25 protein-coding genes are annotated in these 24,130 nt (G+C 70.4%); 4 read left to right on the plus strand and 21 right to left on the minus strand.

The features are described 5' to 3' along the window. Window positions 1-70: 70 nt before the first annotated feature. From AB0H43_RS04250 to AB0H43_RS04290, 9 genes are all read right to left on the minus strand, one after another. The gene (locus AB0H43_RS04250; RefSeq protein ID WP_359996262.1) at window positions 71-937 is read right to left on the minus strand and encodes a beta-propeller fold lactonase family protein; all 867 of its coding nucleotides are present in this window, start codon (window positions 935-937) and stop codon (window positions 71-73) included. A gap of 1 nt (window position 938) precedes the next feature. Beyond that, a complete protein-coding gene (locus AB0H43_RS04255; protein ID WP_359996265.1) occupies window positions 939-2,105 on the minus strand; it encodes a glycoside hydrolase family 16 protein in 1,167 nt (388 codons plus the stop codon). Next, window positions 2,105-3,337 (minus strand): BNR-4 repeat-containing protein, encoded by a 1,233-nt coding sequence (locus tag AB0H43_RS04260; RefSeq protein ID WP_359996267.1) that lies wholly within the window; start codon window positions 3,335-3,337, stop codon window positions 2,105-2,107. Before AB0H43_RS04260 ends, AB0H43_RS04255 begins: the two co-directional genes overlap by 1 nt. Window positions 3,338-3,364: 27 nt before the next feature. Then, entirely contained in the window at window positions 3,365-4,198 is an 834-nt protein-coding gene (locus tag AB0H43_RS04265; RefSeq protein WP_359996270.1) for a fumarylacetoacetate hydrolase family protein, read from the minus strand. Between the two features lie 130 nt (window positions 4,199-4,328). After that, the gene (locus tag AB0H43_RS04270; protein ID WP_359996273.1) at window positions 4,329-4,949 is read right to left on the minus strand and encodes a bifunctional 4-hydroxy-2-oxoglutarate aldolase/2-dehydro-3-deoxy-phosphogluconate aldolase; all 621 of its coding nucleotides are present in this window, start codon (window positions 4,947-4,949) and stop codon (window positions 4,329-4,331) included. Beyond that, window positions 4,946-6,241: an extracellular solute-binding protein gene (locus tag AB0H43_RS04275; protein WP_359996275.1), complete on the minus strand. Its 1,296-nt coding sequence runs from the start codon at window positions 6,239-6,241 to the stop codon at window positions 4,946-4,948. Before AB0H43_RS04275 ends, AB0H43_RS04270 begins: the two co-directional genes overlap by 4 nt. Window positions 6,242-6,267: 26 nt before the next feature. Next, window positions 6,268-7,125: a carbohydrate ABC transporter permease gene (locus tag AB0H43_RS04280; protein WP_359996278.1), complete on the minus strand. Its 858-nt coding sequence runs from the start codon at window positions 7,123-7,125 to the stop codon at window positions 6,268-6,270. After that, the gene (locus AB0H43_RS04285; protein ID WP_359996281.1) at window positions 7,122-8,117 is read right to left on the minus strand and encodes a sugar ABC transporter permease; all 996 of its coding nucleotides are present in this window, start codon (window positions 8,115-8,117) and stop codon (window positions 7,122-7,124) included. Before AB0H43_RS04285 ends, AB0H43_RS04280 begins: the two co-directional genes overlap by 4 nt. Further along, a complete protein-coding gene (locus tag AB0H43_RS04290) occupies window positions 8,114-8,914 on the minus strand; it encodes an IclR family transcriptional regulator (RefSeq protein WP_359996284.1) in 801 nt (266 codons plus the stop codon). Before AB0H43_RS04290 ends, AB0H43_RS04285 begins: the two co-directional genes overlap by 4 nt. Before the next feature lie 89 nt (window positions 8,915-9,003). Between AB0H43_RS04290 and AB0H43_RS04295 the strand changes: the two genes are divergently transcribed. Genes AB0H43_RS04295 through AB0H43_RS04310 form a run of 4 tightly spaced genes read left to right on the plus strand, consistent with a single transcriptional unit; the run spans window position 9,004 to window position 12,729 of the window. Next, on the plus strand, window positions 9,004-10,152 hold the full coding sequence (locus AB0H43_RS04295; protein WP_359996287.1) for a mandelate racemase/muconate lactonizing enzyme family protein: 1,149 nt from the start codon (window positions 9,004-9,006) through the stop codon (window positions 10,150-10,152). Beyond that, entirely contained in the window at window positions 10,149-11,048 is a 900-nt protein-coding gene (locus AB0H43_RS04300) for a dihydrodipicolinate synthase family protein (protein ID WP_359996288.1), read from the plus strand. The genes AB0H43_RS04295 and AB0H43_RS04300 overlap by 4 nt, the downstream gene beginning before the upstream one ends. Next, window positions 11,045-11,752 carry an SDR family oxidoreductase gene (locus AB0H43_RS04305; RefSeq protein WP_359996291.1) on the plus strand — a complete coding sequence of 236 codons (708 nt, stop codon included), beginning with the start codon at window positions 11,045-11,047 and terminating at the stop codon, window positions 11,750-11,752. The genes AB0H43_RS04300 and AB0H43_RS04305 overlap by 4 nt, the downstream gene beginning before the upstream one ends. Next, window positions 11,749-12,729, plus strand: a complete 981-nt coding sequence (locus tag AB0H43_RS04310; protein WP_359996293.1) for a sugar kinase — start codon at window positions 11,749-11,751, stop codon at window positions 12,727-12,729. Before AB0H43_RS04305 ends, AB0H43_RS04310 begins: the two co-directional genes overlap by 4 nt. Before the next feature lie 83 nt (window positions 12,730-12,812). On the opposite strand, the gene abc-f is transcribed toward AB0H43_RS04310, so the two are convergent. The 12 genes from abc-f to AB0H43_RS04370 form a co-directional block, all read right to left on the minus strand. Continuing rightward, window positions 12,813-14,450, minus strand: coding sequence for a ribosomal protection-like ABC-F family protein (abc-f, locus tag AB0H43_RS04315; protein WP_359997395.1), 1,638 nt, complete (start codon window positions 14,448-14,450; stop codon window positions 12,813-12,815). Between the two features lie 238 nt (window positions 14,451-14,688). Next, window positions 14,689-15,771, minus strand: coding sequence for an ABC transporter substrate-binding protein (locus AB0H43_RS04320; protein ID WP_359996295.1), 1,083 nt, complete (start codon window positions 15,769-15,771; stop codon window positions 14,689-14,691). Between the two features lie 25 nt (window positions 15,772-15,796). Next, window positions 15,797-16,363 carry a dihydrofolate reductase family protein gene (locus AB0H43_RS04325; protein WP_359996297.1) on the minus strand — a complete coding sequence of 189 codons (567 nt, stop codon included), beginning with the start codon at window positions 16,361-16,363 and terminating at the stop codon, window positions 15,797-15,799. A gap of 2 nt (window positions 16,364-16,365) precedes the next feature. Beyond that, a complete protein-coding gene (locus AB0H43_RS04330; protein ID WP_359996300.1) occupies window positions 16,366-16,869 on the minus strand; it encodes an SRPBCC domain-containing protein in 504 nt (167 codons plus the stop codon). Beyond that, complete coding sequence (locus AB0H43_RS04335; RefSeq protein ID WP_359996302.1) at window positions 16,866-17,207, minus strand: metalloregulator ArsR/SmtB family transcription factor; 342 nt, start codon at window positions 17,205-17,207, stop codon at window positions 16,866-16,868. The genes AB0H43_RS04330 and AB0H43_RS04335 overlap by 4 nt, the downstream gene beginning before the upstream one ends. Window positions 17,208-17,262: 55 nt before the next feature. Next, the gene (locus AB0H43_RS04340; RefSeq protein WP_359996305.1) at window positions 17,263-19,947 is read right to left on the minus strand and encodes a LuxR C-terminal-related transcriptional regulator; all 2,685 of its coding nucleotides are present in this window, start codon (window positions 19,945-19,947) and stop codon (window positions 17,263-17,265) included. 48 nt (window positions 19,948-19,995) lie between these two features. Then, window positions 19,996-21,408, minus strand: a complete 1,413-nt coding sequence (locus AB0H43_RS04345) for a hypothetical protein (protein WP_359996308.1) — start codon at window positions 21,406-21,408, stop codon at window positions 19,996-19,998. 10 nt (window positions 21,409-21,418) lie between these two features. Continuing rightward, entirely contained in the window at window positions 21,419-21,922 is a 504-nt protein-coding gene (locus tag AB0H43_RS04350; RefSeq protein WP_359996311.1) for a hypothetical protein, read from the minus strand. Further along, window positions 21,922-22,419 (minus strand): hypothetical protein, encoded by a 498-nt coding sequence (locus AB0H43_RS04355; protein WP_359996314.1) that lies wholly within the window; start codon window positions 22,417-22,419, stop codon window positions 21,922-21,924. Before AB0H43_RS04355 ends, AB0H43_RS04350 begins: the two co-directional genes overlap by 1 nt. Further along, entirely contained in the window at window positions 22,419-22,709 is a 291-nt protein-coding gene (locus AB0H43_RS04360) for a hypothetical protein (protein ID WP_359996316.1), read from the minus strand. The genes AB0H43_RS04355 and AB0H43_RS04360 overlap by 1 nt, the downstream gene beginning before the upstream one ends. Window positions 22,710-22,779: 70 nt before the next feature. Next, window positions 22,780-23,262: a DUF1990 domain-containing protein gene (locus AB0H43_RS04365; protein WP_359997398.1), complete on the minus strand. Its 483-nt coding sequence runs from the start codon at window positions 23,260-23,262 to the stop codon at window positions 22,780-22,782. Further along, the gene (locus tag AB0H43_RS04370) at window positions 23,262-24,050 is read right to left on the minus strand and encodes a YndJ family protein (RefSeq protein WP_359996319.1); all 789 of its coding nucleotides are present in this window, start codon (window positions 24,048-24,050) and stop codon (window positions 23,262-23,264) included. Before AB0H43_RS04370 ends, AB0H43_RS04365 begins: the two co-directional genes overlap by 1 nt. Window positions 24,051-24,130: the final 80 nt, after the last annotated feature.

Consider the following 24,130-nt stretch of genomic DNA (forward strand, 5'->3'; position numbering starts at 1 on the left):
GGCCGTGATCTTCGGCATAGGCTTTGAGCAGGGACGCCACCTTCCCAAGGCACCCTGATGACGCCGCGGCTCAATAGGCGGTCGAGTCGGGCGCGACGATTCGAAGCTGTGTCGTCCGGCGTACGCGAGAAAGCGGCAACACACACGACGCGCCGGGCACCGAGGCCGACCGCAGTCGCCGGGGCAGCCCGGTTTCCGGGTCGAGGCGGAAGGTCGTGACGTCCCCGGAGTGCTGATGCGCGACGTACAGCAGGCTTCCGTCGACGGCCAGGTGCCGTGGCCAGGCGCCGCCGCTGGGGAACTCCGCCACCAGCCGCAGGTCCAGGGTGAGAACGGCGACGACGTCGGGACCCCGATCGGCCACATACACGTACCGGCTGCCGTATCCCGCCACTTCGGACGGTTGGGTCAGGCCGGCGTGCCGGGCGATCGGGCGCCAGTCCGTGTCGAAGGCGGCCACCGCGCCGTCGCGTTCGCAGGTGATGAACCAGGTGTCGCCCAGCCGCCGGAAGTGGCGGGGGCCGCCGGGGACTGCGTACTCCCCCAGCGGCGTCAGTTTGCCGTCTTCCAGGCGCGTACGCCGGATGACGTCGCGGCCGAGGTCGCTGATCAGCACCTCTCCCGCGTACGCGCAGATCATGTGGGGATGGACGAATCCGTCGAGCACGTGCCACGGGGGTCCTGGCGTGCCGTCGGCGGCAAGCGGATGCACTCGGACGGTTCCCGCCGAATACTGCGCGGTGACGAGGTGGTCGCCGACTACCGCGAGGTGGCAGGAGTCGGGGTCGGTGGCGTAGACGATCGGCAGCCTCGGGTGCTGCGCCAGGAACGACGGCGACGGCAGCCCGGCGAGGAGGCGTACGCGACGGTCGGGGAGGACGCGGACGACGCCCGCGCCCTCCCCTCGGGGTGGTGTGTAGCACCCGGCCAGCAGCATGTCAGACCTGGACGAACTTCACCGCGTCGGCGCGGGCGCAGCCGGTGCCGCTGGAGGTGAGTTTCACGGCCGTCGAGGTGCCCGCCGGCAGCGAGAAGGTGCCTAGGGACACCCAGCCCGAGCTGCCGGAGGTGCCGTTGACGTAGGTGGTGGTTCCCGCGACGTCGTACCGCGCGTTGGCGTCGCTGTTGGCGTAGACGACCTTGTAGACGTACACCTGATAGGTGCCGGCGGAGCGCAGGTTCGGCCGCCAGGTCGCGGTGTTGCCCGCCGAGCCGCAGGTCGCATACCGGGTGGGAGAGGCGTAGGTCCAGCCGGTCAACGTAGAGTCGAGCCACGTGCCGGTCTCGGAGTAGCCGTACGCGGCCGGCCCGTCATTGTCGATGTAGTAGTCCTTCTGCCAGTAGCGGATGTAGTCGAACTGCACCGCCGACGGCAGGTACGCGGGATTCGGCGACGTGCCGTAGCCGATGCTGGTGAGCCAGATGTTGGTGTAGTCGTGGGTCCACTGGCTCGGCGCGTACGGCGCGGTGTACTTGAGCACGCCGTCGATGGAGAACTTGACTGAGGTCTCCGCCCAGTCGATGCCGTAGACGTGCCATTGACGCAGGTCGAGACCGGTGTTGTAGGTGGAGCCGGGGTTGTAGGACGCGGCCACCCCGTTGCCCTTCCAGGTGTGCACGCCTGAATGGTTGGTGGTCAGCGCGGTCGGCGACGAGGTCGAGTCGATCTCGAATCCGTCGATCTCGGTTCGGGCGGTCGGTGAGAGCGTGGTGCTTCCGTCCCCCGACATCAGCCAGAAGGAGCTGTGCCAGCCGGCCCCGTCGTTGATCTTCGCGCGCGTCTCGTAGTACCCGTAGCGGAAGCTCTGCTTGCTGATCAAGCCACCGCCGGTGAAGCTCTTGCCGCCGTAGGTCTCTTGTTTGAGGTTGATGTTCATCAGCCCGTCGGCCACGGACACGTTCTCGGGCCGCTGGGCGCTGTACGCCTTCACATCCGTGCGGTAGTTCCATTTCGCGGTGTCGACCGCCGTGCCGGAGAAGTCGTCGCTGAAGGCGAGGGTCCAGCCGGTGCCGCCGATCGGGTCGGCGTGCGCCGGACCGGCGGACAGGGATGCCCCCAGCAGCGCCGCCGGGATCGCCAGCCAGAGAGCACGAGGAGCACGCATCAGTTCCTCCCGTAATAGAGGCGCAGGTTCGTGAGGTCGACCAGATAGAGGATGTCGACGCCGGCCCCGTCGCGTTCGACCGCGAGCCGCTCGACCGGTACGCCGGGCGCGATCGACGTCGCGGTCCATGCCGTGCCGGGTTTGGTGGCCATGAAGGCCCGATCGGTGCCGCTGCTGGTGACGTAGTAGACGCGTTTGCCGTCGGTGGGATGCCAGGTGATGTCGAGTGCGGCGGTGGTCTGCCCGGCGTTGTAGACGACTTCGCGCGCCCACGAACCGCCGGAGAGGTAGGCATACCGGACCTCGAAGTTCGTGCTCTGCCGGAACCGGTAGACCACCTTGGGGCTCGTGCCGTCGAGAGTCAGTTTGGCGCTCTGCACGGCCGGTCCGGTGTCGTTCCCGTACGCCTCCCCCGTGATCAGCGGCTGGAGGATGTCGGCGGTGGCGGTGGTGACCGGAGTCGTGACCGTTGCACCGGTGTGGTCGCGGAACGTTCCGGTGGACGGCGAGTAGACCAGGTAACTGAGCTGGTGGCGATAGGTGGTGGCCGGGTAGATCCCCCACTCCCACAGGATGTGCAGGTCACCGGCCGAGTCGAACTGCAGGTCGTCGGGGTAGACGGCGCGGTTGTCCGACTGGGCGAAGATCGCGACCCGGCTCCAGGTCGCGGCGGCGTTGTCCCAGCGGTAGAGCCGGCCCGAGCGCGCGGTCGTGCCGTCCAGCCGCGCGATGAGGTACAGATCGCCGTTGGGCGCCGTCGTCACCACCGGATAGGTGACGCCGATGCCCTGGTCGGGCAGGTCGGCGGCGTGCCACTGCGGCGCGCCGCCGGTCGTGTCGGAGCGGAAGTAGCGCCAGGTGTTGTTGTGCATGGACGCGAAGACGTGGAACCGCCCACTGCCGTCGCGTGCCATCGAGGGCTGGTTGTGGCCGATGTCGTCGGTGAACTCGGGCTGCGTAGTGCCGTTGAGCGCGGGCAGCCGGGTCCAGTTCCCCGCGTCGTCGCGCCGGGCGATGGCGACCTTGTGCGTGCCGGCCGTCGAACCGGGTTCGTTGAAGGCCAGGTACGCGTACTCGTTGCCGCTGTAATAGGTCTCCAGCGGAGACCACCAGCCGGCCTGGTTCGACGAGTCGATCGCGTACGGGACTGCGGTGAGGGTGGCGGAGGCGGCGGCGGGCGTCGCCGGGAGCAGCAGGGCCGCCGCCGTCAGCAGGACGAGGGATCTGCGCATGTCTCTCCTTTGTGGATGGAAGGAGTGCTATGCCGTGCCGATGACCTGGCGCTGCCGGCCCAGCCCGGTGACCTCCAGCTCCACGATCTGACCCGCCCGCAGGTAAGGACGGCCGGGCAGGCCGATCGCGCAGCCGGGCGGAGTGCCCGTGTTGAGGATGTCGCCGGGACGCAGGACCATGAACTGGCTGGCGTACCAGACCAGGTGCGCGGGATCGAAGATCATGTCGCCGGTGGACGCGTCCTGGCGCGTCTCGCCGTCGACCCACAGCCGCAGCCGCAGGTCAGCGGGGTCGCCGAGATCGTCCGGGGTGACGAGCCAAGGGCCGAGCGGATTGAACGTCTCGCAGCATTTGCCCTTGTCGAGGGTGCCGCCGCGGTCGTGCTGGAAGGCGCGTTCGGACACGTCGTGGGAGATCGCGTACCCGGCGATGACGGCCTTGGCGTCCGCCGGTGTGTCCAGGTAGCGGGCGGTCGCGCCGATGACCACCGCCAGCTCGATCTCCCAGTCCACGGCGGTGCCGCCGCGGGGAATCAAAACCTGGTCGTACGCGCCGACGACGGTGTCGGGGGCCTTCAGGAACAGCGCCGGTTCGGCGGGCGGCTCGAACGGGGGCGGCTTGCGATAGTTGGGGCCGACGCAGATCAGCTTGCCCGGCTGGGCGACCGGCGCGCCGACCCGTTGTCCGGTGACGTCCCACTGCGGCAGCGTTCCCTCGGCGAGCCCCCGCGCGACCGCGGCCACGCCACCGCCGTCGAGAAAGCTCCCGCCGATGTCCGTCGTCAGCGACGACAGGTCGTAGACCACGCCGTCGGCATCGGCGACGGCGGGACGCTCCCGGCCCACCGGGCCGACACGCATCAAGCGCACGTTTCCTCACAATGTTTGGTCCGGACCGCACGACGGGCAGCGTTGATCATGGAGTTTGGGGGTGCGACACGCCGTCGAACAGGCAGTTGAGTTCATGATCAACGGGGGAAGGCGGGTGGGGTTAGGGGGTGGGCCAGGCGGAGGCGGCGGCGGACATGAAGCGGTCGGCTCGGGAGCGAAGGGTGGTCCAGTCCTCGGCGGCGACGAGGCGGGCGTCGACCAGCGCACTGCCCACCCCGACCGCCACCGCCCCGGCCGCCGCGTAGTCGGCGACCGACTCCGGCGTCACGCCACCGGTCGGCGCGAGCTGCAACTCCGGCATCGGAGCCAACAGCTCGCGCAGGTAGCCCGGCCCGAAGGCGCTGGCCGGGAAGACCTTCACCAACGCCGCTCCGCAATCGGCGGCCGTCTCGATCTCGGTCGGCGTCAGCGCCCCGCACACCACCGGCACCTCGGCCGCCGCCAGGACAGCAGGCCGGACCGTGGGCGTGACCAGGAACTCCGCCCCGGCCTCACGAGCCGAAATCGCCTGCTCCGGTGTGCGTACACTGCCTGCTCCAACAAGACACGCACCTGCTACCGCGGCGCGCAGCTCGCCGATCGCGGACAGCGCGCCGGGTGTGGTGAGCGTGATCTCGACGGCGGGCAGTCCCGCGTCGGCCAGGATTCGGCCGACGCGGACCGCGCCCTCGGCGGACGGCAGGCGGATGATGGCGATCACCCGGCCGAGGCTGACTGTCATGCGGTAAGTGCCTCCATTTGCGATTTCGCGGTGGCCAGCGCGTCCTTCGGGCTGGCCTTGCCGATGAGCGCGGACTGGACCGCGTTGGCGAGCGCGGTCTCGATCTGCGCGAACTTGGGATAGATCCAGAACGGGTCCGGCGTGGAGTGCGCGCCGATGGCGCTGGTGAACGCCGAGATGAAGGCATCGGCCTTCACCTCCGAGCTGGCCAGCCCGGCGGTGGTGGTGGGCGGGACGCCCGCGCCCTTGAACCACTGCGTCGTGTAGGTCGGGTCGCTGGTGATCGCCGTGACGAACTTGGCCGCGGCGGCCGAGCTGTCGCCCTGCAGGACGGCCAGCGCATGCCCCCAGGCGAGGTGTCGTGACTGATCGCCGGACGCCTTGACCGGCCGGGAAATCGGCAGCAGCTTGTCGCCGAGCGTCTTGTCGGTCGACGCCTTGGTGACCGCGCCACGACCGGCGACCGCGTCCTCGTAGTAGCCGACCTTGCCCTGGGCGAACAGCGCCCGCGCGTCGAACCGGTTGACGTCCGGCGCGATGAGCTTCTCGTCGTACAGCTTCTTGTACCAGGTCAGCGCCTCGACGCTGGCGTCGTCGCCGACGGTGATCTTGCCGTTGTCCACGACCGGGGAGCCGAAGACCCACATCCACGGGATGAAGTCCTTGAGCTGGTCCACCTTGGTCATCGCGGCCCACGGGACCACGCCGCCGCCGAGGCCCTTGAGAGCGCGCAGGGCGTTCTCGAAGTCGGCGATCGTCGTGGGCGCCTGGGTGATCCCGGCCCGGTCGAGCAGCTCCTTGTTGCCGATCAGGCCGATGCCGGCGGTGGTCCACGGCAGGCCGTACTGCTTGCCGTTCGCCTTCGCGATGCCGAGTGCCGCGTCGGTGTAGCCGCCCTTGCCCGCGATCGGTCCCAGGTCGACGAGCTTGCCGGTGGCGGCGAGGGTGGCCAGCCAGGCGACGTCGGTCTGGATCACGCCGGTGAGCGTGCCGCCGCGTACCTGGAGCAGCAGCTGGTTGAGGTAGTCGTTGTAGGGATACGACGCGGTGGTCACCTTCGCCCCGGCGCTGCCGGCGTACGCGTTGACCATGGTCGTCAGAACGTCCTTGGTGGATGCCTCGTTCAGCGACCACGCGGTGAAGCTGAAGTCCTTGACGCCGTTGTCGGCGAACGGATCGCCGGACGACGTGGACGGACCGCTGGTGCCGGGGGCGCAGGCGCCGAGGACGGCGGCTCCCGCGGCGAGCCCGAAAAGCTTGCCGACGCTGCGGCGAGAATACGTGTGGGACATCGCGTACTCCTGGAGGGTGAGGAGGGTCAGCCCTTGACCGCGCCGCTGACGAGCCCGGCGACGAGGTAGCGCTGCAGAATGACGAATCCGCCGACGACCGGGAGCGAGACCACCAGCGAGGCGGCCATCAGGTCGGGCCAGGCGGCCTGGAATTCCCCGAGATACGTGTTGACCAGGCCGGGCGGCAGAGTCTGCTTGTCCGGACCGGCGAGGGTGAGGGCGAAGATGAAGTCGTTCCAGCCGCGGATGAACGCGAACAGGCCGGTGGCGACGAGGCCGGGCAGGCTGACCGGCAACAGGATGCGGTGAATGACGCTGCCCTGGCCCGCCCCGTCCACCTTGGCCGCCTCCAGCAGCTCGTCGGGGATCGTGTCGAAGAACCCCTTGAGCATCCAGACGCACAGCGGCAGCGTGAACGTGGTGAACGACAGGACCAGCGCCAGGTAGGAGTTGAGCATTCCGAACGCGCTGAACAGCAGGTAGAGCGTGATGAGCAGGAGCGCTTGCGGGAACATCTGCGAGGCCAGGATCAGCGACATCAGTGATCGGCGGCCCCGGTAGCGGAACTTGCTGAACGAGTACGCCGTGTACGCCGACACGAGCACCGTCAGCACGGCGGTCAGCGACGACACGATCAGGGAGTTGACCAGGTACCGGCCGAGCACCGGGTTGTCGGCCAGGTTGGCGAAGTGCTCGAAGGTGACCGTACGCGGCCACAACCGGGGCGGGAACCGGAAGGCGTCGCCGCTGGGCGTCAGCGCGGTGACGATCAGCCAGTACACCGGCCCGAAGGCGAACAGCCCGATGACCAGGACGGCCGCCATCGCCAGCCACGGCCGGGGTCTGCGAGGTTTCCGGGGCGCTGTCACCGTGAGAGTCGTCATCGCTTCTCCTCCCGCTCGGCGAGGCGTACGTAGCCGACGACCAAGACGAGCAGCAGGAGCAGCCACAACGCGCCGAGCGCACCGGCTCGGCCGAGGTCGAAGCCCTTGAACGCGGTCTCGTAGACGGCCACGGCGAAGGTGGTCGTGGCGCCGGCCGGGCCGCCGCCGGTGAGCACGTAGATCATGTCGAAGTGCTGGAAGTTCCAGATGACTTCGAGCAGCACGACGATGCCGATGATGCCGCGCAGGTGCGGCAGGGTGATGTGCCAGAAGCGGCGCAGCGTGCCCGCGCCGTCCATGGCGGCCGCCTCGTGCAGGGTGGCCGGGACGGTCTGCAGCCCGGCGAGCAGCATCACCATGATCCAGGGGAAGCTGGCCCAGGTCTTGGCCACGATGACGGCCGCCATCGCGGTCGTCGGATCGCCGAGCCAGCTGACCGGCGCGTCGATCAGCCCCAGCTGCACCAGTACGCCGTTGAGCAGCCCGTAGTTGGCGTTGAAGATCCACAGCCAGGCGAATGAGACGACGACCCCCGGGATCACCCACGGGAACAGGAACGCGCCCCGGAGGACCGCGCGGCCGGGCAGACGGGTGTTCAACGCCAGCGCCAGGGCGAAGCCGAGGATGAACGGGCAGGCGGTGCTGAAGACGGTGAAGACCAGAGTGTTGCGCAGCACCGGCCAGAACTGGTCGTCCAGCACGTGCCGGAAGTTGTCCAGGCCGACGAAGCTGCGCCCGGGGATGACGAGACTCTGCTGGAACAGGCTCGTCGTCAGCGACCCGATCAGCGGGTAGAGCACGATCGCGGCGAACAGCACGACCGCGGGCAGCGTCAGCAGGAACCCGAAGGTCCGGTCCGACAGATGCCGCCCGTGCTTCGGGGGGACTGGGCGCGGGCCGTTCGCCTTATCCGGGATATCGCGGTCCCCGCCCGCCGGGAGGGGACGCTTTCCCGGATGACGCGCGGAAGAAGTAGCGGAAGACGCGGTCATTCCACTACCACCGATTGCAGCGGTACCCGGGCCGGCCCGTGGTAGCCGAGCCCGATGCTGATCGAGTCGGCTGCCTCGATGACAGCGCTGGCCAGTGTGGCTTCCCGGTTCGGCAGGTCGATCGCCGACAGCGGCCCGGACACCGACAGCCCGGCCACCACCGCGCCGGATCCGTCGCGGATCGGCGCGGCTACGCAGGCCCGCCCGAGCGCGAGTTCCTCGACCTCGGTGGCGTACCCCCGGGCGACGGCGGCGGCGATCGCGTCGTCGAGCTTGTCGTGCGTGACGATCGTACGCGGCGTGTACGCCGGGAGGTCCTCCAGCAGCACCCGCCGCTCGGTCGAACTCAGCCCGGATAGCAGTGCCTTGCCCAGCCCGGTGGCGTGGAGCGGATTACGCTGCCCGGCCAGCACGAACGGGCGCGGCGCGAGCCGGCCTTCGAAGTTGAGCAGGTAGAACAGCTCGTCGCCGCGGCGTACCGCGACGTTGGCGCCCAGGCCCAGCTCGGCGGCGAGGTTCTGGGCGACCTGCCGGGCCTCGCGGTGCACGGGGTGGCTGTTGAGGACCGCGCCACCGAACGACACCATGTCCAGCCCCAGCCGGTAGAGGCCGCTGACCGGGTCACGGTCGACGAATCCGGCCGCCTCCAGGGTCTGCAGCAGCCGGCTCGCGGTCGACAGCGACAGCCCCACCGCACTGGCGACGTCGGATACCCGCAGCTCCGGGCGGCCGGCGGTGAAGACGCGCAGCACGCCGAGCGCTCGTTCGACGCTCTGGGTGCCGGTTTCCGAAGCCATCGGGTTCCACCCTCTCTGGATTTCGCTTGCGTGATACGGCAAGATATCCCGCATGTTGCAAGCGGTCAACCAGTGAACGGGAGAAGCTTGTGAAAGTAGTGGCCCTAGAGTCCTATGTCGTCAAGCTCCGCCCACCGGAGGCGTATCTCGGGGCGCGCCCAGCGTCCGCGAACAAGGACGACTACTACGTCCGGCCGCCCTGGCGCAGCCTCTACTCCGACCGCTTCGAAACCCTGATCGTGCAAGTGATCTGCGACGACGGCACCATCGGCTGGGGTGAGGCGCTGGCCCCGGTCGCACCCGAGATCGCGCAAGCGGTCGTGGACCGCCTCGTGGCTCCTGTCCTGATCGGACGCGACCCGCGACGCGTACGCCCGTTGTGGACCACACTGACCGGGCTCATGCGCGAACGCGGTCACCTCGGCGGCCACCAGGCCGACGCGTTGGCCGCCGTCGACATCGCCCTCTGGGACATCGCGGGCAAGGCATACGGCGTACCGGTGCACGCGCTGCTCGGCGGGGCGTACCGGGACGAGATCCCCACCTACGTCTCCGGGCTGCCCCGCCCCACCGACGGCGAACGGGCCGAACTGGCCCGCGAGTGGGTGTCGAAGGGCGTACGCGCGATCAAACTGCACCTCGGCCACGGCGTCGACGAAGACCTCGCCACGGTCGACGCGGTCCAGAACACCCACCCGGACCTCAAAGTGGCCGTCGACGCGCACTGGGCGTACGACCTGGCCGACGCGCTGCGGCTCGGCCAGGGACTGGACGGGCGAGGCGCGTGGTTCCTCGAAGCGCCCCTGGTCCCCGAGGACCTCACCGCCCACCGGGAACTCGCCGCCGCACTGCGCACCCCGGTCGCCGTCGGCGAGGCGATGCGGCATCGGTTCGAGTTCCGCGCCTGGCTCGAAGCCCGCGCCGTCGACCTGTGTCAGCCAGACGTCGGGCGTACCGGGATCACCGAGGCCATGGCGATCGCCGAGATCGCGGCGGCACACCACATTCCCGTCGCGCCGCACCACTCCGTCGGCCTCGGTGTCGCCGTCGCCGCCGGCCTGCACGTCAGCGCCGCGATCGAGGCGATGCCCGCGTTCGAGTTCCAGCCCACCACCATGACGGTCGCCAACCGCGTCCTCACCGGCCCGCTGCTCGGCGGCCCGGTGAGCTTCGCCCTGCCCCAGACCCCCGGCCTCGGCGTCGAGGTCGACCCCGCCACCCTTCAGGAGGAAGCATGACCCGCTCGTCCGACGTCCGCGGCTTGATCCCGGTGCTGGCCACGCCGTTCACCGCCACCGGCGACCTCGACGCCGCGTCGCTGAACAGGCTGGTCGAGTTCCAGATCACCGCCGGCGTGGACGGGGTCGCCGTGTTCGGCTTCGCCAGCGAGGGGTTCTCCCTCACCGCCGCCGACCGCAAGGAGATCCTGCGTACCGTCACTGCCGCCGCCGGTCCCGACCTGCCGGTCGTCGCCGGAGTCGCCGCCACCGGCACCCAGGAGGCGATCGACCAGGTCCGGGCGGCCGCCGACAACGGCGCCAGCGTCGTGATGGTCGTGCCGCCGTTCATGGTCAAGCCCGGCCCGGCGCAGCTGGTCGACTTCTACGGCCGTGTAGCCGCCGAAGGCGGTCTGCCCGTCATGATCCAGGACGCCCCCGGCTCCACCGGTGTCACGATGCCCGTGCCGCTGATCGCCGAACTGTCCAAGCTCGACGGCGTCGACTCGGTCAAGATCGAGCCACAGCCGACCACGCCGAAGGTGGGCGCGATCCGCGAGGCGACCGCCCCCGACTTCGTGGTCCTCGGCGGGCAGAACGCGCTGTTCGTCCTGGAGGAATACGCCCGCGGGGCCGAGGGCACGATGCCCGCCTGCGAGTTCCCCGACCTGCTCGCGCCGGTGCTGCGCCAGTGGCAGGCCGGCCAGACGGCGGCGGCTCGCGGGTCCTTCGCCCGGCTGCTGCCGCTCATCCGCTTCGGGCTGCAGCCGGGCATCGCGTGGTCCATCCACAAGCATGTGCTGGTACGCCGAGAGCTGATCACGTCGTCGGCAGTCCGTCCACCGGCCGTCGACGCCGACGCCGCGACCCTGGCGTGGCTCGACGACATCCTCCGCGACCTGGGACTGATCGCATGACGGCGTCGGGTGTCCAGGGTCGGGGCGTCCTGCTCGTCGGGTCGAGTTCGCCGATCGGGCAGGCGATCCAGGCCCGGTTCGCCGGGGACACCGTCGTCGGCGTCGCCCTCGCCGAACCGGCCGACCTGGTGGCCGACTGCTCGACCGAAGCCGGTGCCACGGCGGCGGTCCAGACGGTCGTCGACCGGGCGGGCTCGCTGGACGTCGTCGTCCTGGCCGCCGCGGTGATGCCGGTCGCGCCGATCACCACGACGACCGACGCCCAATGGCAGTCCGCCTTCGACGCCATCCTGGGCACCGCGTTCGCGGTATGCCGGGCGGCGCTGCCCATCCTGTCTCCCGGCGGTGCCATCGTCGCGGTCAGCTCGGTCAACGCCACTCTCGCCGCACCCGGGCTTCCGGCGTACGCGGCCGCGAAGGCCGGTCTCGAAGGCCTGGTGCGGCAGCTCGCCCTGGACTTCGGCCCCCGCGGCGTACGCGTGAACGCGGTCGCGCCGGGGCTGATCGACGACGGCTCCGACCCGGCGAAGGCGGCGGGTTATCCGCTCGGCCGGACCGGGCGGCCCGCCGAGGTCGCCGACGCCGTACACTTCCTGGCCGCCGCCGGTTTCGTGACCGGGGCGGTACTGCCGGTCGACGGCGGGCTGTCGATCGCGTCCCCGGCGGCGTTCCTGCGCGACGACCTCAAGGCACGGTGGCTGTGAACGAAAACGACCCGGGGGGCTTCGACCTGATCGGCTTCGGCGAGGCCATGGTGCTCTTCCAGCCGGAGGGCGCCCTGCGATCGGCCGAGCGCACGACGGTCCACGTCGCCGGGGCCGAACTCAACCTGTGCGCTGCCGCCGCCCGCGCCGGGCTGCGGACGGCGTACTGCAGCCGGGTCGGGGCCGACCCGCTGGGGGAGAAAATCGTCGACCACGCGGCGTCGTTCGGGATCGCGACCGACCTGGTGACCACCGACTACCAGCGGCCGACCGGGCTGTTCGTCAAAGACGTGCGGCCCGACGGCGTACGCCGTGTGCACTACTACCGGCGCGGCTCGGCCGCCTCCGCTCTGTCCGATGAGGACGCTCGCCGCGTGCTGGCGAGCCGGCCGCGTCTGGTGGCCGTCTCCGGCATCACGTCGGCGTTGAGCGACTCGGCCCGGGATGCCGTACGCACTCTGCTGACGCAGGCCCCGGCTTTCGGCGTACAAGTCGCTTATGATCCGAACCTTCGCCCAGCGCTCGGTGACCTGGACGCGCAGATCGCCGAGGCGCGCAGCCTGTTTCCGCACGTCTCCGTGCTGTTGATCGGCACCGACGAGGCCGAGCCCTTGTTCGGCACGGCGGAGCCGGAGGCGGTCTTCCGTGCGGCGCGGGCGGCCGGCGTGGCCGAGACCGTCCTCAAGGCCGGACCGGACGGCTGCTGGTACGCCGAGGGCGACGTTGCCACGCACCTGCCCAGCGCCGCGACCACCGTGGTCGATCCGGTCGGCGCGGGTGACGCCTTCGCCGGCGCCTACCTGGCCGGCCGAGTACGCGGCGCGACCCCTGCCGGTGCGGCCTGGCTGGCCGGGCAGTTCGCCGCCGCGATCGTCGCCCGGCCCGGCGACACCGACGGCCTCCCCGCACCTGCCGAGGCTGAGGCTCTCCTCGCCGCCGCCCTCACCACCCACCCTTCCGCGCGACTCCCCTCCTGACGCGAAGGCGTGATCATCGCGTCAGCCATGCTGCTTCCCGCGCCGAAATGTCCGCTGAAACCGCATGGCTGACGCGATGATCATCAGTCGGCGGCGGCCGGCACGACGGCGCCGTGATCCAGCACCAACCGGCGTCCGGTGAAGGTGCGGCGGATGCGGCGATCGTGCGTCACCATGATGACCGCGCCGGAGTACTCGGCGAGCGCGGACTCCAGCTGCTCCACCAGATCGGGAGCCAGATGGTTGGTGGGCTCGTCGAGCAGGATCACGTCGGACGGGTGCCGCATCAACCTGGCCAGCTCGATCCGGCGGCGCTGGCCGATCGACAGCGTACGCGTCGGTCGGCGCAGCTCGTCGGGCCGGAACAGGCCGAGGCTGAGCAGCAGAGCCGCGTGTTCCTCCGCTGGCCCTGGCAGTCCGTCGGCGAACGCGGTCAGCACCGTGCCACCGGCGACGGCGTCCTGTTGCCGCAGATAGCCGATCCGGCCCGTGCTCCAGACCGAGCCGCTGTCCGGAGCGAGATCACCGGCCACCACCTTGAGGAGGGTGCTCTTGCCCGCGCCGTTGGGTCCGGTGACGAGCAGCCGATCTCCCGGCACAAGCGTGAGGTCTGGAAGGGACAGCCGGCCTCGGACGACGACGTCCGCACACCGCACGACGGGGTCGCCGCTGTTCTCGACGCCGTCCTCGCCGGTGGTGAGGCGAGCGGTGAGCCGCAACGGTTCCGGCGGCGCCGGCACCGGATCGGCGGTCAACCGGCGCAGTTCCTCCTTCGCGTTGCGGATGCGGCCCATCGTGCCGTGCGTACGCGACCGGGCCCGGAACGGGCCGCCGCCGTAACCCGGCTTGTCCATCTTCCGCGGAACAGCGGTCAACCGTTCCGTGTGCGTGGACAGCAACGACGTATGCCGGGCCAGTTCGGCCTTCCACTGCTCGTGCCGCAGGATCTGGTTCGCCCGATCGGCCGCCTTGGCGGTGAGGTACCCGTCGTAGCCGTTGCCGTGCCGGCGTACCGATTTCGCGTCGCCGTCCACCTCCAGCACGGTGTCGGTGAGCTGTTCCAGGAAGACCCGATCGTGGGTGACCGCGACCAACGTCCCCCGGTACGCCCGCAGGTGCTCTTCCAGCCAGGTGAGCGCCTCGTCGTCGAGGTCGTTCGTCGGCTCGTCGAGCAGCAGCAGGTGTGGCCGGCTCGCCAGCACCGCAGCCAGACCGAGCCGGGCCACGTCCCCACCCGGCAGGGTGTCCAGCCGCCGATCACGGGCCAGCCCTGGGCGGCCGAGCCCGTGCAGCGCAATCTCGACCCGGGACTCGGCGTCGTAGCCGCCCCGGATCTCGAACAGCTCCGTCAGCTCGGCGTACGCCTCAGCTTCAGCGGCGTCCCAATCTTGCTCGAGCGCGCGTAAACGTCGCTCGATGACACGAAGGTCGCGTAGGCCGTAGTCGATGGCATCGGCGACAGTCGTGCTACCGGGCAGTCCCAGCGTCTGCGTGAGGTAGCCGACGCCGCCCGGCGAGGACACGGTGACCGTGCCGTCGTCGGGTGTGAGCACACCGGCCATCAGCCGCAGCAGCGTGGACTTCCCACTGCCGTTGTCGCCGATGACACCCACGGACTCGCCGGGACGCACCGACAGGGTGACGTCGCCGAGCACCACGTGCTCGCCGAACCGGACCGTCACGGAATGCAGCGATAGTTGTTGTTCAAGGGCGGTAAGCATGGTCACCTCGAGATTCCCGGCGCGCCCCGGCACGCGTCCCGCAGACGGCACACAGCCGCCGCGGACGGCGAAGGCCGTCGCAGCCGATGGTGAAGAAGAGGAGGAAGCGTCAGCTGCTTCGAGGCGGAGCCGTGCTCAACGCCTCGTCAGCTGGGAATCTCACAGGTAGAACTGGTATGACACGCCACGAGTTTAGCTCGTGATCACTGCGGCGGCCACGCGATTTGGCGTCCGCTGCTCACCGGGCGCTGCGGCGTACGCGGAAACCGCCGGCGGGATCGCGGTCGACGACCTGGATCGGCGGCCACGCCCATTGCCATACGGTGATCCCGGGAACCCGGGAGAACTGGATACGCCCACGAGTCCCGTCGACGGCGACGGTGGACCAGCCCTCAGCGATCCGTGCGCGGTCGGCCCCGTGCGTACGCAGCACGTCGGCGAGGACCACGATGGCGTCGTAGCCCTCGAAGGCGACGAAGGACGGCGCTTCACCGAGCCGCTCGCGCAGCGCCGCCTCGACGCGTACGCCGAGCGGGCCCAGCTCAGCGGGCAGATACCGCAGGAACGGGATCCCGGTGCCGTCGTCACCCAGCAGCGCCGCCCATTCGGCGAACTCCGGTTGCCCGGCCGGTGCGCCGATCATGACCTGCGACAGCCGTTCGTCCCGGCGTACGGCTTGGACGATCGGCACCGCGGGCTCCGGAGTACCGACCAGGAGCAGCACTGCGGTGGCACGGCTTTCCGCCAGTTCGTCACACAGTGCTGCCGGGTCCAGCGTGGTGGCGTCGAGGGTGACGACGGTGCCGCCACGTGGCTGCAGCGACTCCCGCAGAATGCGGATGCCCGACGCCCAGTAGACGCTCGCCTGGGCGGCGACGGCGATGCGACGGTGGCCCTCGGCGAGGAGGAAGTCGGCGTACAGCTGCCAGCCGCGAGACTGCGCCGGGGCGATGCGCGCGACCCGATCGGTCGGCTGTTCGGTGAGCCCGTCGAGCACTGCGGAGGTGCAGAGGAACGGCAGCCCGAGGGCGTCGGCGCGAGCGGCGGCCGAACGGGCGACGACGCTGTGATACTCCCCCACCACGGCGGCAACGCCCAGATCGGCAAGCTCGTCGACGGCTGCCGCGGCCCGCTGCGGATCAGCAGCAGTGTCGCGTACTACCAGGTCGAGCGGTCGTCCGCCGATCCCACCGGCGGCGTTCACCTCGCGGACGGCCAGCTCCAACCCCGCGAGCAGGTGCCGCCCGGCCTCGACCCAGCCGGGTCGGGTCATCGGGACGAGGGCTCCGAGACCGACCGCGGACGGCCCATGGGTGATCATGCCGAACAGTATCGCGCCGGGCGCGCTAGCGGTGCCGCCCGTAGTGCAGCTCGAGGATCCCGTTGCTCTTGGCCAGACTGTCGATCAGGTCGAGCCGGTATCCCTTCGGTACGTCGTCGAACATCAGCGTGCCCTGGCTCGTGACGTAGGGGTACATGCTCACGTAGAACTCGTCGATGAGGTCGAGCTGCATGAGCGAGCGCCAGAGACCGACCCCGCCCCAGAGCAGGATGTGGCCGTCGCCCTGCCGCAGCCGGTCCATCTCCTCGGCGGTGTCGCCCGACACGATGGTCGTGTTCTCCCAGGCGGCCGCCGTCATCGTGCGCGAGAAGACCACCTTGTTGCCCGCGTTCAGGATGGCCGACCACGGGTGCTCGGTGTTCGTCGGCAGGTTCTTGGCCATGCCCTCGTACGCGACGCGCCCCATGACGTGCGCGGACGCGTTGCGGAGCAGGGCGAGGGTGCCGTCGTCGGCGTCGGGGCCGCCCGCCTCGTCGAGCTGGCCGAAGACGAAGTCCCAGAAGTCGGTGTCCGGGTCGGCGAGCAGTCCGTTGAGCGAGTAGTTGAACACCAACGCTTTCGTCTTACGCATGATCAGAACTCCCGTGTCGTGGATGGATGAGTCACCTGCAGGTACCGGGTCAGGCTGTCGAGTAGTTCGGTGGTGCCGCCCACGCGGAGCACCGGCGCCCGCGTTCCGTCGATGCCGTCCAGGTAGACGCCTTGTTCGCTCCAGCTCAGCGCGGTACCCGCGCCGCTGTCGGTGAGCTCGATCGTGGCGACGGACACCGAGATCCGGGTGCCGTCGGCGTACATCTCGTAGGCGTAGATGATGCGACGGTCCGGCACGATGTCGTAGTACAGCGCCTCGTTCCGGTAGCTCGTCCCGCGCCGCCGGACGGTGAACCGTTCCCGGCCACCGGGCCGGAAGTCGAACTCCTCGATGCTCGTCGCGCTCTCCCCCGGCTCCACTTCACTGGTGGCGCCCCAGGCGTCCTTGGCCTCCTTCGAGGCGAAGGCGGCGAACACACGGGACCGCGCCGCCGGGTAGATGCGTTCGAGCGTGAACGTGTCGTGGAGGACGGACCGGTCGGTCATGGCTGCTCCTGGGTGTCGGTCGCCGCGAGGAATTCGCCGAGCCGGTCCAGGTTGCGTTCGACCATGGTGCGCCGGTCGGCGAGCCAGCTCTCCGCCGACCGCAGGGCGGCCGAGTTGATGCTGCAGGTCCGGGTGCGGCCGACCTTGCTGGAGGTCACCAGACCGCACGCCTCCAGCACTCGCACGTGCTGCAGGACGGCGGCCAGGGACATCTCCATCGGCTGACCGAGTTCGCTCACCGAGGCCGGGCCGCGGCTGAGCCGCTCCACCATGGTGCGCCGGCCGGGATCGGCCAGCGCGTGGAAGACCCGGTCCAAGTCCGGCGCATAGTCAAGCACGTGCTTAAGTATTCGCGCCGAACGCACCAATAGTCAAGCGTTCGCTTAAGTTTTGTCAGGCCGCCGGAAGCACCCGGGCCAGTTCCGCCCGGCGGCGGATGCCCAGCTTCCGGTACGCCCGGGCGAGGTTCGCCTCGACGGTCTTCGGGCTGATGAACAACTCGTCGGCGATCTGCTGATTCGTCTGGCCCAGCGCCGCCAGGCGAGCCACGCGTAGTTCGGTGGGGGTCAGCTCGTCCACCGCCTCCGTCCGGCCACCCGTACGCGCCAAGTCGGCCTCGGCCTTCGCCGCGAAAGCCGCCGCGCCGAGCGTTGTGAACTCCGCGACGGCCGTCTGCAAAGCGCTCCGGGCTTCCCGTTTGCGGCGGGCGCGACGATGCACGACACCGGCCACGAGCAGGCACCGCGCCCGGTCGAGCGGGACGACGTCGGGTGGGGTCGCGTCGCGTACGGCGATCAGCTCGGCCAACGCCGTATCGGTCGCTTCCCCGATGGCGCTCGCCAGCAGAACACGGCTGCGAGCGAGTCCGAGCGTCGTCCAAGGACGAACCTGGCGGGCGTGCCGTCGCTCCAGGCGAGCCAAGATCGCCCGCGCGGCTTCGAGATCGCCCGCCCCGATGCACGCCTCGAGCCAGTCCGGCTCGAACCGCAGCGCGATCGGCTCGACGACGCCGGTCGCGTCCAGGAGATCCGCCAGCTCCGCGTACGCGTCCGCAGCGTCCCGCATACGCCCGGCGGACAGGGCGACGAACCCCGCGAGCTGCAGATGAATCCGGCGAGCCCAGGCGTCGTCGTGCCGCAGGCCGGCCTCGGCCACCGCACCGGCCCGATCCAGCCGGCCCCGGTACGCGTCCACTGTGGCGGCCAGCCACGTCTCGCCGATGAGACCGGTGCCCAGTTGGCGGCCGAGGTCGAGGGCGGCGGTGATGCTCACCTCCGCGTCGGTGAACCGACCGGCGAGCAGCTCGGTCTCGCCGAGATGGGTGAGGATCTCGTGCTGCCACGCCTCGTCGCCCGCCGCGGTCGCGTACCGCAGCATGTCCCGCAACCGCGTCCGGGCCCGCCCGTGGTCATCGATCGCCTTCCACCAGATCGCCGGAACGGTGCCGCCGAGCCAGGTCGGCCGGCCGTCTTCGAGGTCGAGGGCGCGGTCCACCAGTTCCGTCCGGGCGGGCAGACCGGCGCGTACCTCGTGGAAGAACAGGTTCAGCAGCGTGCCGGCGAGCAGCGGACGATCGTCGGCGCTGCCGTCGAGCAAGGCGAGCGCGGTTTCGGCGTGCTCGCGGGCGGGCGCGGGCGAGTCCTGGAACAGACAGATGTGCGCATGGATACGCCCGGCGAGGCGGGTGCCCGGCGAGGCCGTGGCCAGCGCCTGCTCACCGAAGGTCACCGCTACGGCCAGGTCGTCGGCGGCCCACGCGACCGACGCCCGCAGCAACCGGGCCTCCGCCAGCTGATCGCCCGTCAACCGGGCGACCGCAGCCTCCGCGGCAGTGGCGGCCGCCGCGTAATCCCCGCTGTCGAACCGGCACCGAATCGCCGCCAGGACGCGCCGTCCCGCGTCCTCGACATCGGCTTGCGGAGTCAAGTCGGCCGCCCGATCGTAGAGGTGGGCGGCGGTCGCCGGGGCGCCCCGCGTACGCTGCCGGGCGGCCGCCTGCTCCAGATCGGCGGCCACCGTCGCGTCCGGCTCGACCGCCGAGCGGGCCAGCTGACGGGCCCGCTCATCGGGATCGGCCACGGTCGCGGCGAGCTGCCGGTGCGTTCGCAGGCGTACGCCCTCAGGCGTCGCAGCCCGGACAGCCGACGCGTACACGGGATGGGCGAAGTGAACGCCCCGAGTGTCCACCGTGAGCAGTCCCACCTCTTCGGCGGCATCCAGCGCCGTCGCCGGTACGCCCGCCGCCGCCAAGTCGCGCAACGTCGGCGCGGCGAGCAGCGCCGCCAGGCGTACGGCTTCCCGAGTCTCAGCAGGCAGATCCCGCAAGGTCGCCGCCACGAGATCGTGCATCGACGCCGCGACCGGCAGATCGTCGCCGGGCCGGGGCAGCTGCGGCAGCCGCAGCACCGCGCGGGCCAGCTCGATCGCCAGGAGCGGATTACCGGCCGCGTCCCGGGCGATCCGCGCCAGCAACGGACGGCCGAACGATCGCCGGAGGTGTGCGTACAAGATGTGATGCAGGGGGCCGACGCCGAGCGGATCGAGCCCGAGCAGGGTGACCGGCGACGGCCGTTCGTCCAGCCCGAGGGCGGTGACCTCGGCCCGCGAGCTGATCAGCACGCTGGGACCGGGGGCCAGGCGGCGCAGGGCATAGCGCACGGCGCGTTCGCTGGGCGGGTCGAGCCACGGAGCATCGTCGATCGCGAGCAGCGCCGACCCGTCGACGGCGGCGAGCAGCGAGCGAGTCGCGGCGCCGATCGCGCGTTCGTCGACGGGCTCGGCGGGGGCCGCCGACAGCAGCACCGCCTCGGCCGCGATCCGTTGGGGCAGCGGCAATCCGGGGATGTGCTCGGCGAGCGGCGTGAGCAGATCCGCGAGCGCCGCGAACGGCAGCCCGGCCTCGTTCTCCGTCGGCGCGCACCCGAGGACGAGCCAACCCTCCTCGCGTGCGCGGTCCACGAGCGCCCGCCAGACGGCCGTCTTGCCGATGCCGGCCGGTCCGTGCAGCTGCACCGCGCCGCCCTCGGTCACGATGCGCCAGGCTTGCGCCAGTACGCCGTCCCGGCCGACCGGTTCCATGCGACGGATCATGGCACGGCCGCGCCACCGATCGCAGGGGCGGGCGGCTCACTTCGGCGGATGGCCGCAGACCTGGACGTCCGGGATGACCTCCTCGTTCGTGTAGACGGTGTGCGGCCAGCGCAATCCGCTGTCGGCCTTGATCGGCGGAATCGGCTTGCGAGTGATCGGCGTCAGCAGGCTCAAGAACTTGTTGATCACCTTCACGACCGGTTCCAGGATCGAGTACCCGATGCCGAAAGCGGCCTGGACGCCGATCGCGACCCCTCGGCATTGCGCGTACGCCGCCCCGAGCGCCGACCCGAGCGTGGTGCCGTAGGACGTCGTCAGTTCGGCGTAGACGCCGGCCTTGAACACCAGGGCGCTGATGCCGACGGTGAACCGTACGCCGTGCCGGATGACCAGCCCCATGACGCCGACCGGCACCCCGGACAACGAGTTGAGCAGGCTCGACTTGCGCTGGAACTGGTCGGTCACTTTCGGGCCGAACGAGCCGTCCCGGTAGCCGAAGCCGATCGACCCCGCGAGCGCGAACTCGCCCGATCCCTTGACGGTGCCCAATTTCGCGCCGAACGCCGTCTCGACGGTCAGGGTCTGGCTGACCGTGAACGACAACGGGATTCCGGCGATCTGCCCGATCGGGAAGGACAAGTCGGCGTCGATCGGGAACTGTTTGCGGTGGTTGTGGCCGTCCTGAATGCCGCCCTCGAAGGCGACCTTGATCCCGAAACCGCCACTGACCTGAAGCTCGGCCCGGGTCACCTTGCCGGCCCCGATGGCCAGGTGGAAGCTCGCATCCGGCTTGCGGAACGTCAGCGTCACCGTCCCCGCCAGGCGTACGCCGCCGTCGTCGTAGGTGAAGTGCGCTCCGACGCCGTCGGTGCAGCAACTGGTGTACACCGTGTACCCCAGCGCCTGCGTCGTCGCCGTGCCGCCGCGTACGGGAGCGGGCTGGGCCGGCCGATCGTCCCTGCGCCGCAGCGGCACACTCTTGCCCGCTCGGCCCGGCGGTCGTCCGGTGTCCTGCGCCCACAGCGGTTGCCCGGCCAGGTAGATCAGCGGATCGCCGAGGGAGATGCCGTCCTGCTCGAACGTCCCATCCCGGATGACCTCGGTGAGGTCCACCGGACCGACGGTGACGAGCAGGTCGCCGCCCTCCTCGGCGAGGTCGAGCACCCGGCCCACCGCCCGGTCGGTCACGAACATGACCTTGCCGGGCGCGAGGTCCCGCGCGTGGCGCGCATCCGCGTCGATCCGCCAGGTGAGCCCGTCGGCGGTCACCGACCGGATGGCGTCGCCGCCCCCGCCGACGACCACCACGTCCGGCTGCAAACGCGCCGCCGGGTGATCGGCGACCGCCTGCCCGAACCGCAGCCGCGCGTCGTCGGGCGGCGGTTCATCCGAGGTGGAGCCACAGGCGGCGACGACGACCGCGACGACCGCCATCCACGCGGCAAGCATCCGGCGCATCTCAGAGCCGTCCGGCCACGGTCCGCGCTGCGGTCTCCAGTGGTACGCGATTGGCCGCCGGATCGTTCAGCAGCACCAACCGGATCGCGACCCAGAGCTCTCCCTTGCGGAAGAACACCGCCCCGTCCTCCAGGTACGCCTCGTCGCCGGCTCCGGCCACCGGAGTGAACGCGTGCTGTAGATCCCGATCGATGTCGAGCATCTTCTTCGCGCCGTCACCGACGTAGATCTCGACCTGGGCGGTCGGCCCGGTCACCGGACCCGTGTAGGTGCACGACCCTTCGCTGGCCACCGCAGCGTCCAGCGGCGTACGCGCCAGCTTCTCAGCGTCGGCCTTCGGCAGCAGCTTGCACGGGTCGGGCAGCGCTGCCGTCTCTTGGGTGACCTCCGGGCTGGGCGCCGAGCCGACGGTCGACACGATCGGCGCCGGATCGGGGGCGTCGTCGCTGCCACACCCGGCGAGGGCGAAGCCCAGCAGCAGCGGAAGAAGGGCCAGCCGTCGCATCAGCCGAACACCACGTCGAGCAGCTTGCGCAGGACGCTGTCGTACTTGGCCTCGTCGAAGGAGAAGCTGCTCATGATGAGCGTGTAGCTGCCCTTCGAACTGACCACGACCGCCTCGGCCTGGATGTCCTTGACGGCCAGATAGCCACGGTCGCCGTGATCGAGGTCGACGACCTTCGCGTAGGTCTTACCGGCCTGGTCCCGCTGATAGTCGAAAGTCATGCCGCCCGCCAGTTCCGAAGCGGTCGTGACGGTCAGCCCGGCGACACCCTTGCCGTCGCCGAACGAGCAGGTGCCCTGATCGGTCATCGGCTGGCCGATGATCTCGCTGACCTGCTTCGCGGTGAACGGGCAACCGGGCGTCTCGGTGTTGGCGCTGGTCAGGTCGCCGAGTTCGGTGCCTTCACCAGTGCCGTCACCGGCCGAACCGGCCCCGCAGGCCGACAACGCCAGCACCGCCGCGAGCAGCACGGGTGTCAGGACACGTCCGATCCTCATCAGATTCCCTCCGGAGAGAGCCCGGACTCCAGCCCGGGCTGCAGACGAGCCGTCGGGTCCTTCGCCCAGACGGCTGGACACAACCGATCCACCCGCCACCCGGCCGCGTTGGCCGCACCGGCCACGGTGTCCGCGTCCGGCCCCTCCACCAGGGCGAGCAGGACGTCGTCGGCCGGCAGATGCACCGCCGCGACCAACCTGACCTCCGCGCCGTCCGGCAGCTCCGGCAGCACGGGCAAGGCCAGGCCACCGGAGGTGTCGTAGCGTTCGAGCGCGAAAAGGCGGGTCACGCCTTCGACGCTAGATTTCCGGTCCCGCCGAGGAATCGGGGCTTTCCCTACGCGCCATCACGCCGACCCCCTACACGAGGTGACGCAAGACCCGGCCCAGCCGGTGGGCGTACGCCCGCTGAAGCAACGGGACGACCGGGCTCACCGCCCGGGCGTACCAGGCCGCCGGGCGGCTGAACGCCGTGACCTCGAACCACGTCCGCTCGTCCTCGACGACCACGAGGAACGCCTCCTCGCCGCATTCGGGATGCCCCGTCACCGTCCCGTACGCGAATCCGGCGCGACCGGGCTCGTCGACGACCGCGACGACCTCGCAGACCACTGGCATCCCGAACCTCGGATGCCCCAACCGCCCGGTGACCCGCAATCCCGGCCGAGCCGGTTCGGCGTCGACGAACAGCCCGGCCCGGCGGTGCATCCGCCAACTGAGCACTGCGGACGCCGCCGCCGCGAACACCTCCGGCGACCCGACCGGCACGCGTACGCGAAGGTGGTTATAGCCCGGCGGGAGCACCGTCTGGAGCGAACCACCGACCTCGTCATAGGTGAGCATCACAGTGGACGGACCTTTCGCATCCGGTAGGCGAGCACCGCGCAGAGCGCGAAGCCGACGCCGTTGGCCAACCCGTGAGTGGCCGCCATCCACTGGATCGACAGGTGAGGCAGGCCGAAGGCCTCCCCCGCCGCCCAGTTCAGCGCGAGCACCATCGTCACCGCCAAGGTGACCGCCGCGACCCGGGCCACCCCTGATCGCCACAACAGCCAGCCCGTCGCCCACAGCCCGCCGGTGAGTACGATCGCGCCCGCCAGTTCAGCGCCGTCGCTCACGAAGTATCCGGCCAGCACGAGCAGCGTGCCGACGGGGACCGCCAGCGCCGCCCCAGTCGACAGCCACATCATCCCAGCGGCCCGGCTGGTCAGCCCGGCGACGAGCGCCGCGGCGAACCCGGCGAAATGCAGGTGCGGCACGGTGAGCGCCAGGATCGCCAAGCCGAACCCGAAAAGCTCGACGCCACCCCGCTCGGCGACCAGCGCGATCGCCCCGGCCAGTGGCGTCACGAGCGCAGTCAGCGCGGCCACGTCCACCGGAGCAAGCCGCCGATCACGAGCGAAACGGCGTACCGCGGTCAGCGCGAGCAAGCCGGTCACCGCGAGGTACGCGACCGCCGGACCCACGGCCATGCCGCCGCGCGGCAGCCAGACCGCCACTGCGCCCGGCGCTGCGCCCACCAGCCAGAAGCGGCGCACCACCGCGAGGCCCGGCGCCTCGATCAAACCCAGGCCCAAAGGCAACACAGCGAGTACGCCGAAAGCCACGACGACGTTCACCAGAACGGTCACGAGCCGAGCCTAGAACCAAAAGTTGAACACGTTCAAGTGCGCTTGACGCGCATCACTCCGTCGCCCAAGAGGAAACTAAG

It is taken from the genome of Hamadaea sp. NPDC050747 (assembly GCF_040654195.1).
GTDB lineage: Bacteria > Actinomycetota > Actinomycetes > Mycobacteriales > Micromonosporaceae > Hamadaea.

Excerpts from the sequence above, each read along its gene's own strand:
- AB0H43_RS04320 (WP_359996295.1), bottom strand. The coding sequence starts at position 15,771 with ATGATCACCCATGGGCCGTCCGCGGTCGGTCTCGGAGCCCTCGTCCCG.
- AB0H43_RS04255 (WP_359996265.1), bottom strand. The coding sequence starts at position 2,105 with ATGCGTGCTCCTCGTGCTCTCTGGCTGGCGATCCCGGCGGCGCTGCTG.
- AB0H43_RS04325 (WP_359996297.1), bottom strand. The coding sequence starts at position 16,363 with ATGCGTAAGACGAAAGCGTTGGTGTTCAACTACTCGCTCAACGGACTG.
- AB0H43_RS04340 (WP_359996305.1), bottom strand. The coding sequence starts at position 19,947 with ATGGAACCGGTCGGCCGGGACGGCGTACTGGCGCAAGCCTGGCGCATC.
- AB0H43_RS04365 (WP_359997398.1), bottom strand. The coding sequence starts at position 23,262 with ATGCTCACCTATGACGAGGTCGGTGGTTCGCTCCAGACGGTGCTCCCG.
- AB0H43_RS04275 (WP_359996275.1), bottom strand. The coding sequence starts at position 6,241 with ATGTCCCACACGTATTCTCGCCGCAGCGTCGGCAAGCTTTTCGGGCTC.
- AB0H43_RS04285 (WP_359996281.1), bottom strand. The coding sequence starts at position 8,117 with ATGACCGCGTCTTCCGCTACTTCTTCCGCGCGTCATCCGGGAAAGCGT.
- AB0H43_RS04350 (WP_359996311.1), bottom strand. The coding sequence starts at position 21,922 with ATGCGACGGCTGGCCCTTCTTCCGCTGCTGCTGGGCTTCGCCCTCGCC.
- AB0H43_RS04270 (WP_359996273.1), bottom strand. The coding sequence starts at position 4,949 with ATGACAGTCAGCCTCGGCCGGGTGATCGCCATCATCCGCCTGCCGTCC.
- AB0H43_RS04300 (WP_359996288.1), top strand. The coding sequence starts at position 10,149 with ATGACCCGCTCGTCCGACGTCCGCGGCTTGATCCCGGTGCTGGCCACG.
- AB0H43_RS04265 (WP_359996270.1), bottom strand. The coding sequence starts at position 4,198 with ATGCGTGTCGGCCCGGTGGGCCGGGAGCGTCCCGCCGTCGCCGATGCC.
- AB0H43_RS04330 (WP_359996300.1), bottom strand. The coding sequence starts at position 16,869 with ATGACCGACCGGTCCGTCCTCCACGACACGTTCACGCTCGAACGCATC.
- AB0H43_RS04345 (WP_359996308.1), bottom strand. The coding sequence starts at position 21,408 with ATGCTTGCCGCGTGGATGGCGGTCGTCGCGGTCGTCGTCGCCGCCTGT.
- AB0H43_RS04290 (WP_359996284.1), bottom strand. The coding sequence starts at position 8,914 with ATGGCTTCGGAAACCGGCACCCAGAGCGTCGAACGAGCGCTCGGCGTG.
- AB0H43_RS04305 (WP_359996291.1), top strand. The coding sequence starts at position 11,045 with ATGACGGCGTCGGGTGTCCAGGGTCGGGGCGTCCTGCTCGTCGGGTCG.
- AB0H43_RS04260 (WP_359996267.1), bottom strand. The coding sequence starts at position 3,337 with ATGCGCAGATCCCTCGTCCTGCTGACGGCGGCGGCCCTGCTGCTCCCG.
- AB0H43_RS04250 (WP_359996262.1), bottom strand. The coding sequence starts at position 937 with ATGCTGCTGGCCGGGTGCTACACACCACCCCGAGGGGAGGGCGCGGGC.
- AB0H43_RS04280 (WP_359996278.1), bottom strand. The coding sequence starts at position 7,125 with ATGACGACTCTCACGGTGACAGCGCCCCGGAAACCTCGCAGACCCCGG.
- abc-f (WP_359997395.1), bottom strand. The coding sequence starts at position 14,450 with ATGCTTACCGCCCTTGAACAACAACTATCGCTGCATTCCGTGACGGTC.
- AB0H43_RS04355 (WP_359996314.1), bottom strand. The coding sequence starts at position 22,419 with ATGAGGATCGGACGTGTCCTGACACCCGTGCTGCTCGCGGCGGTGCTG.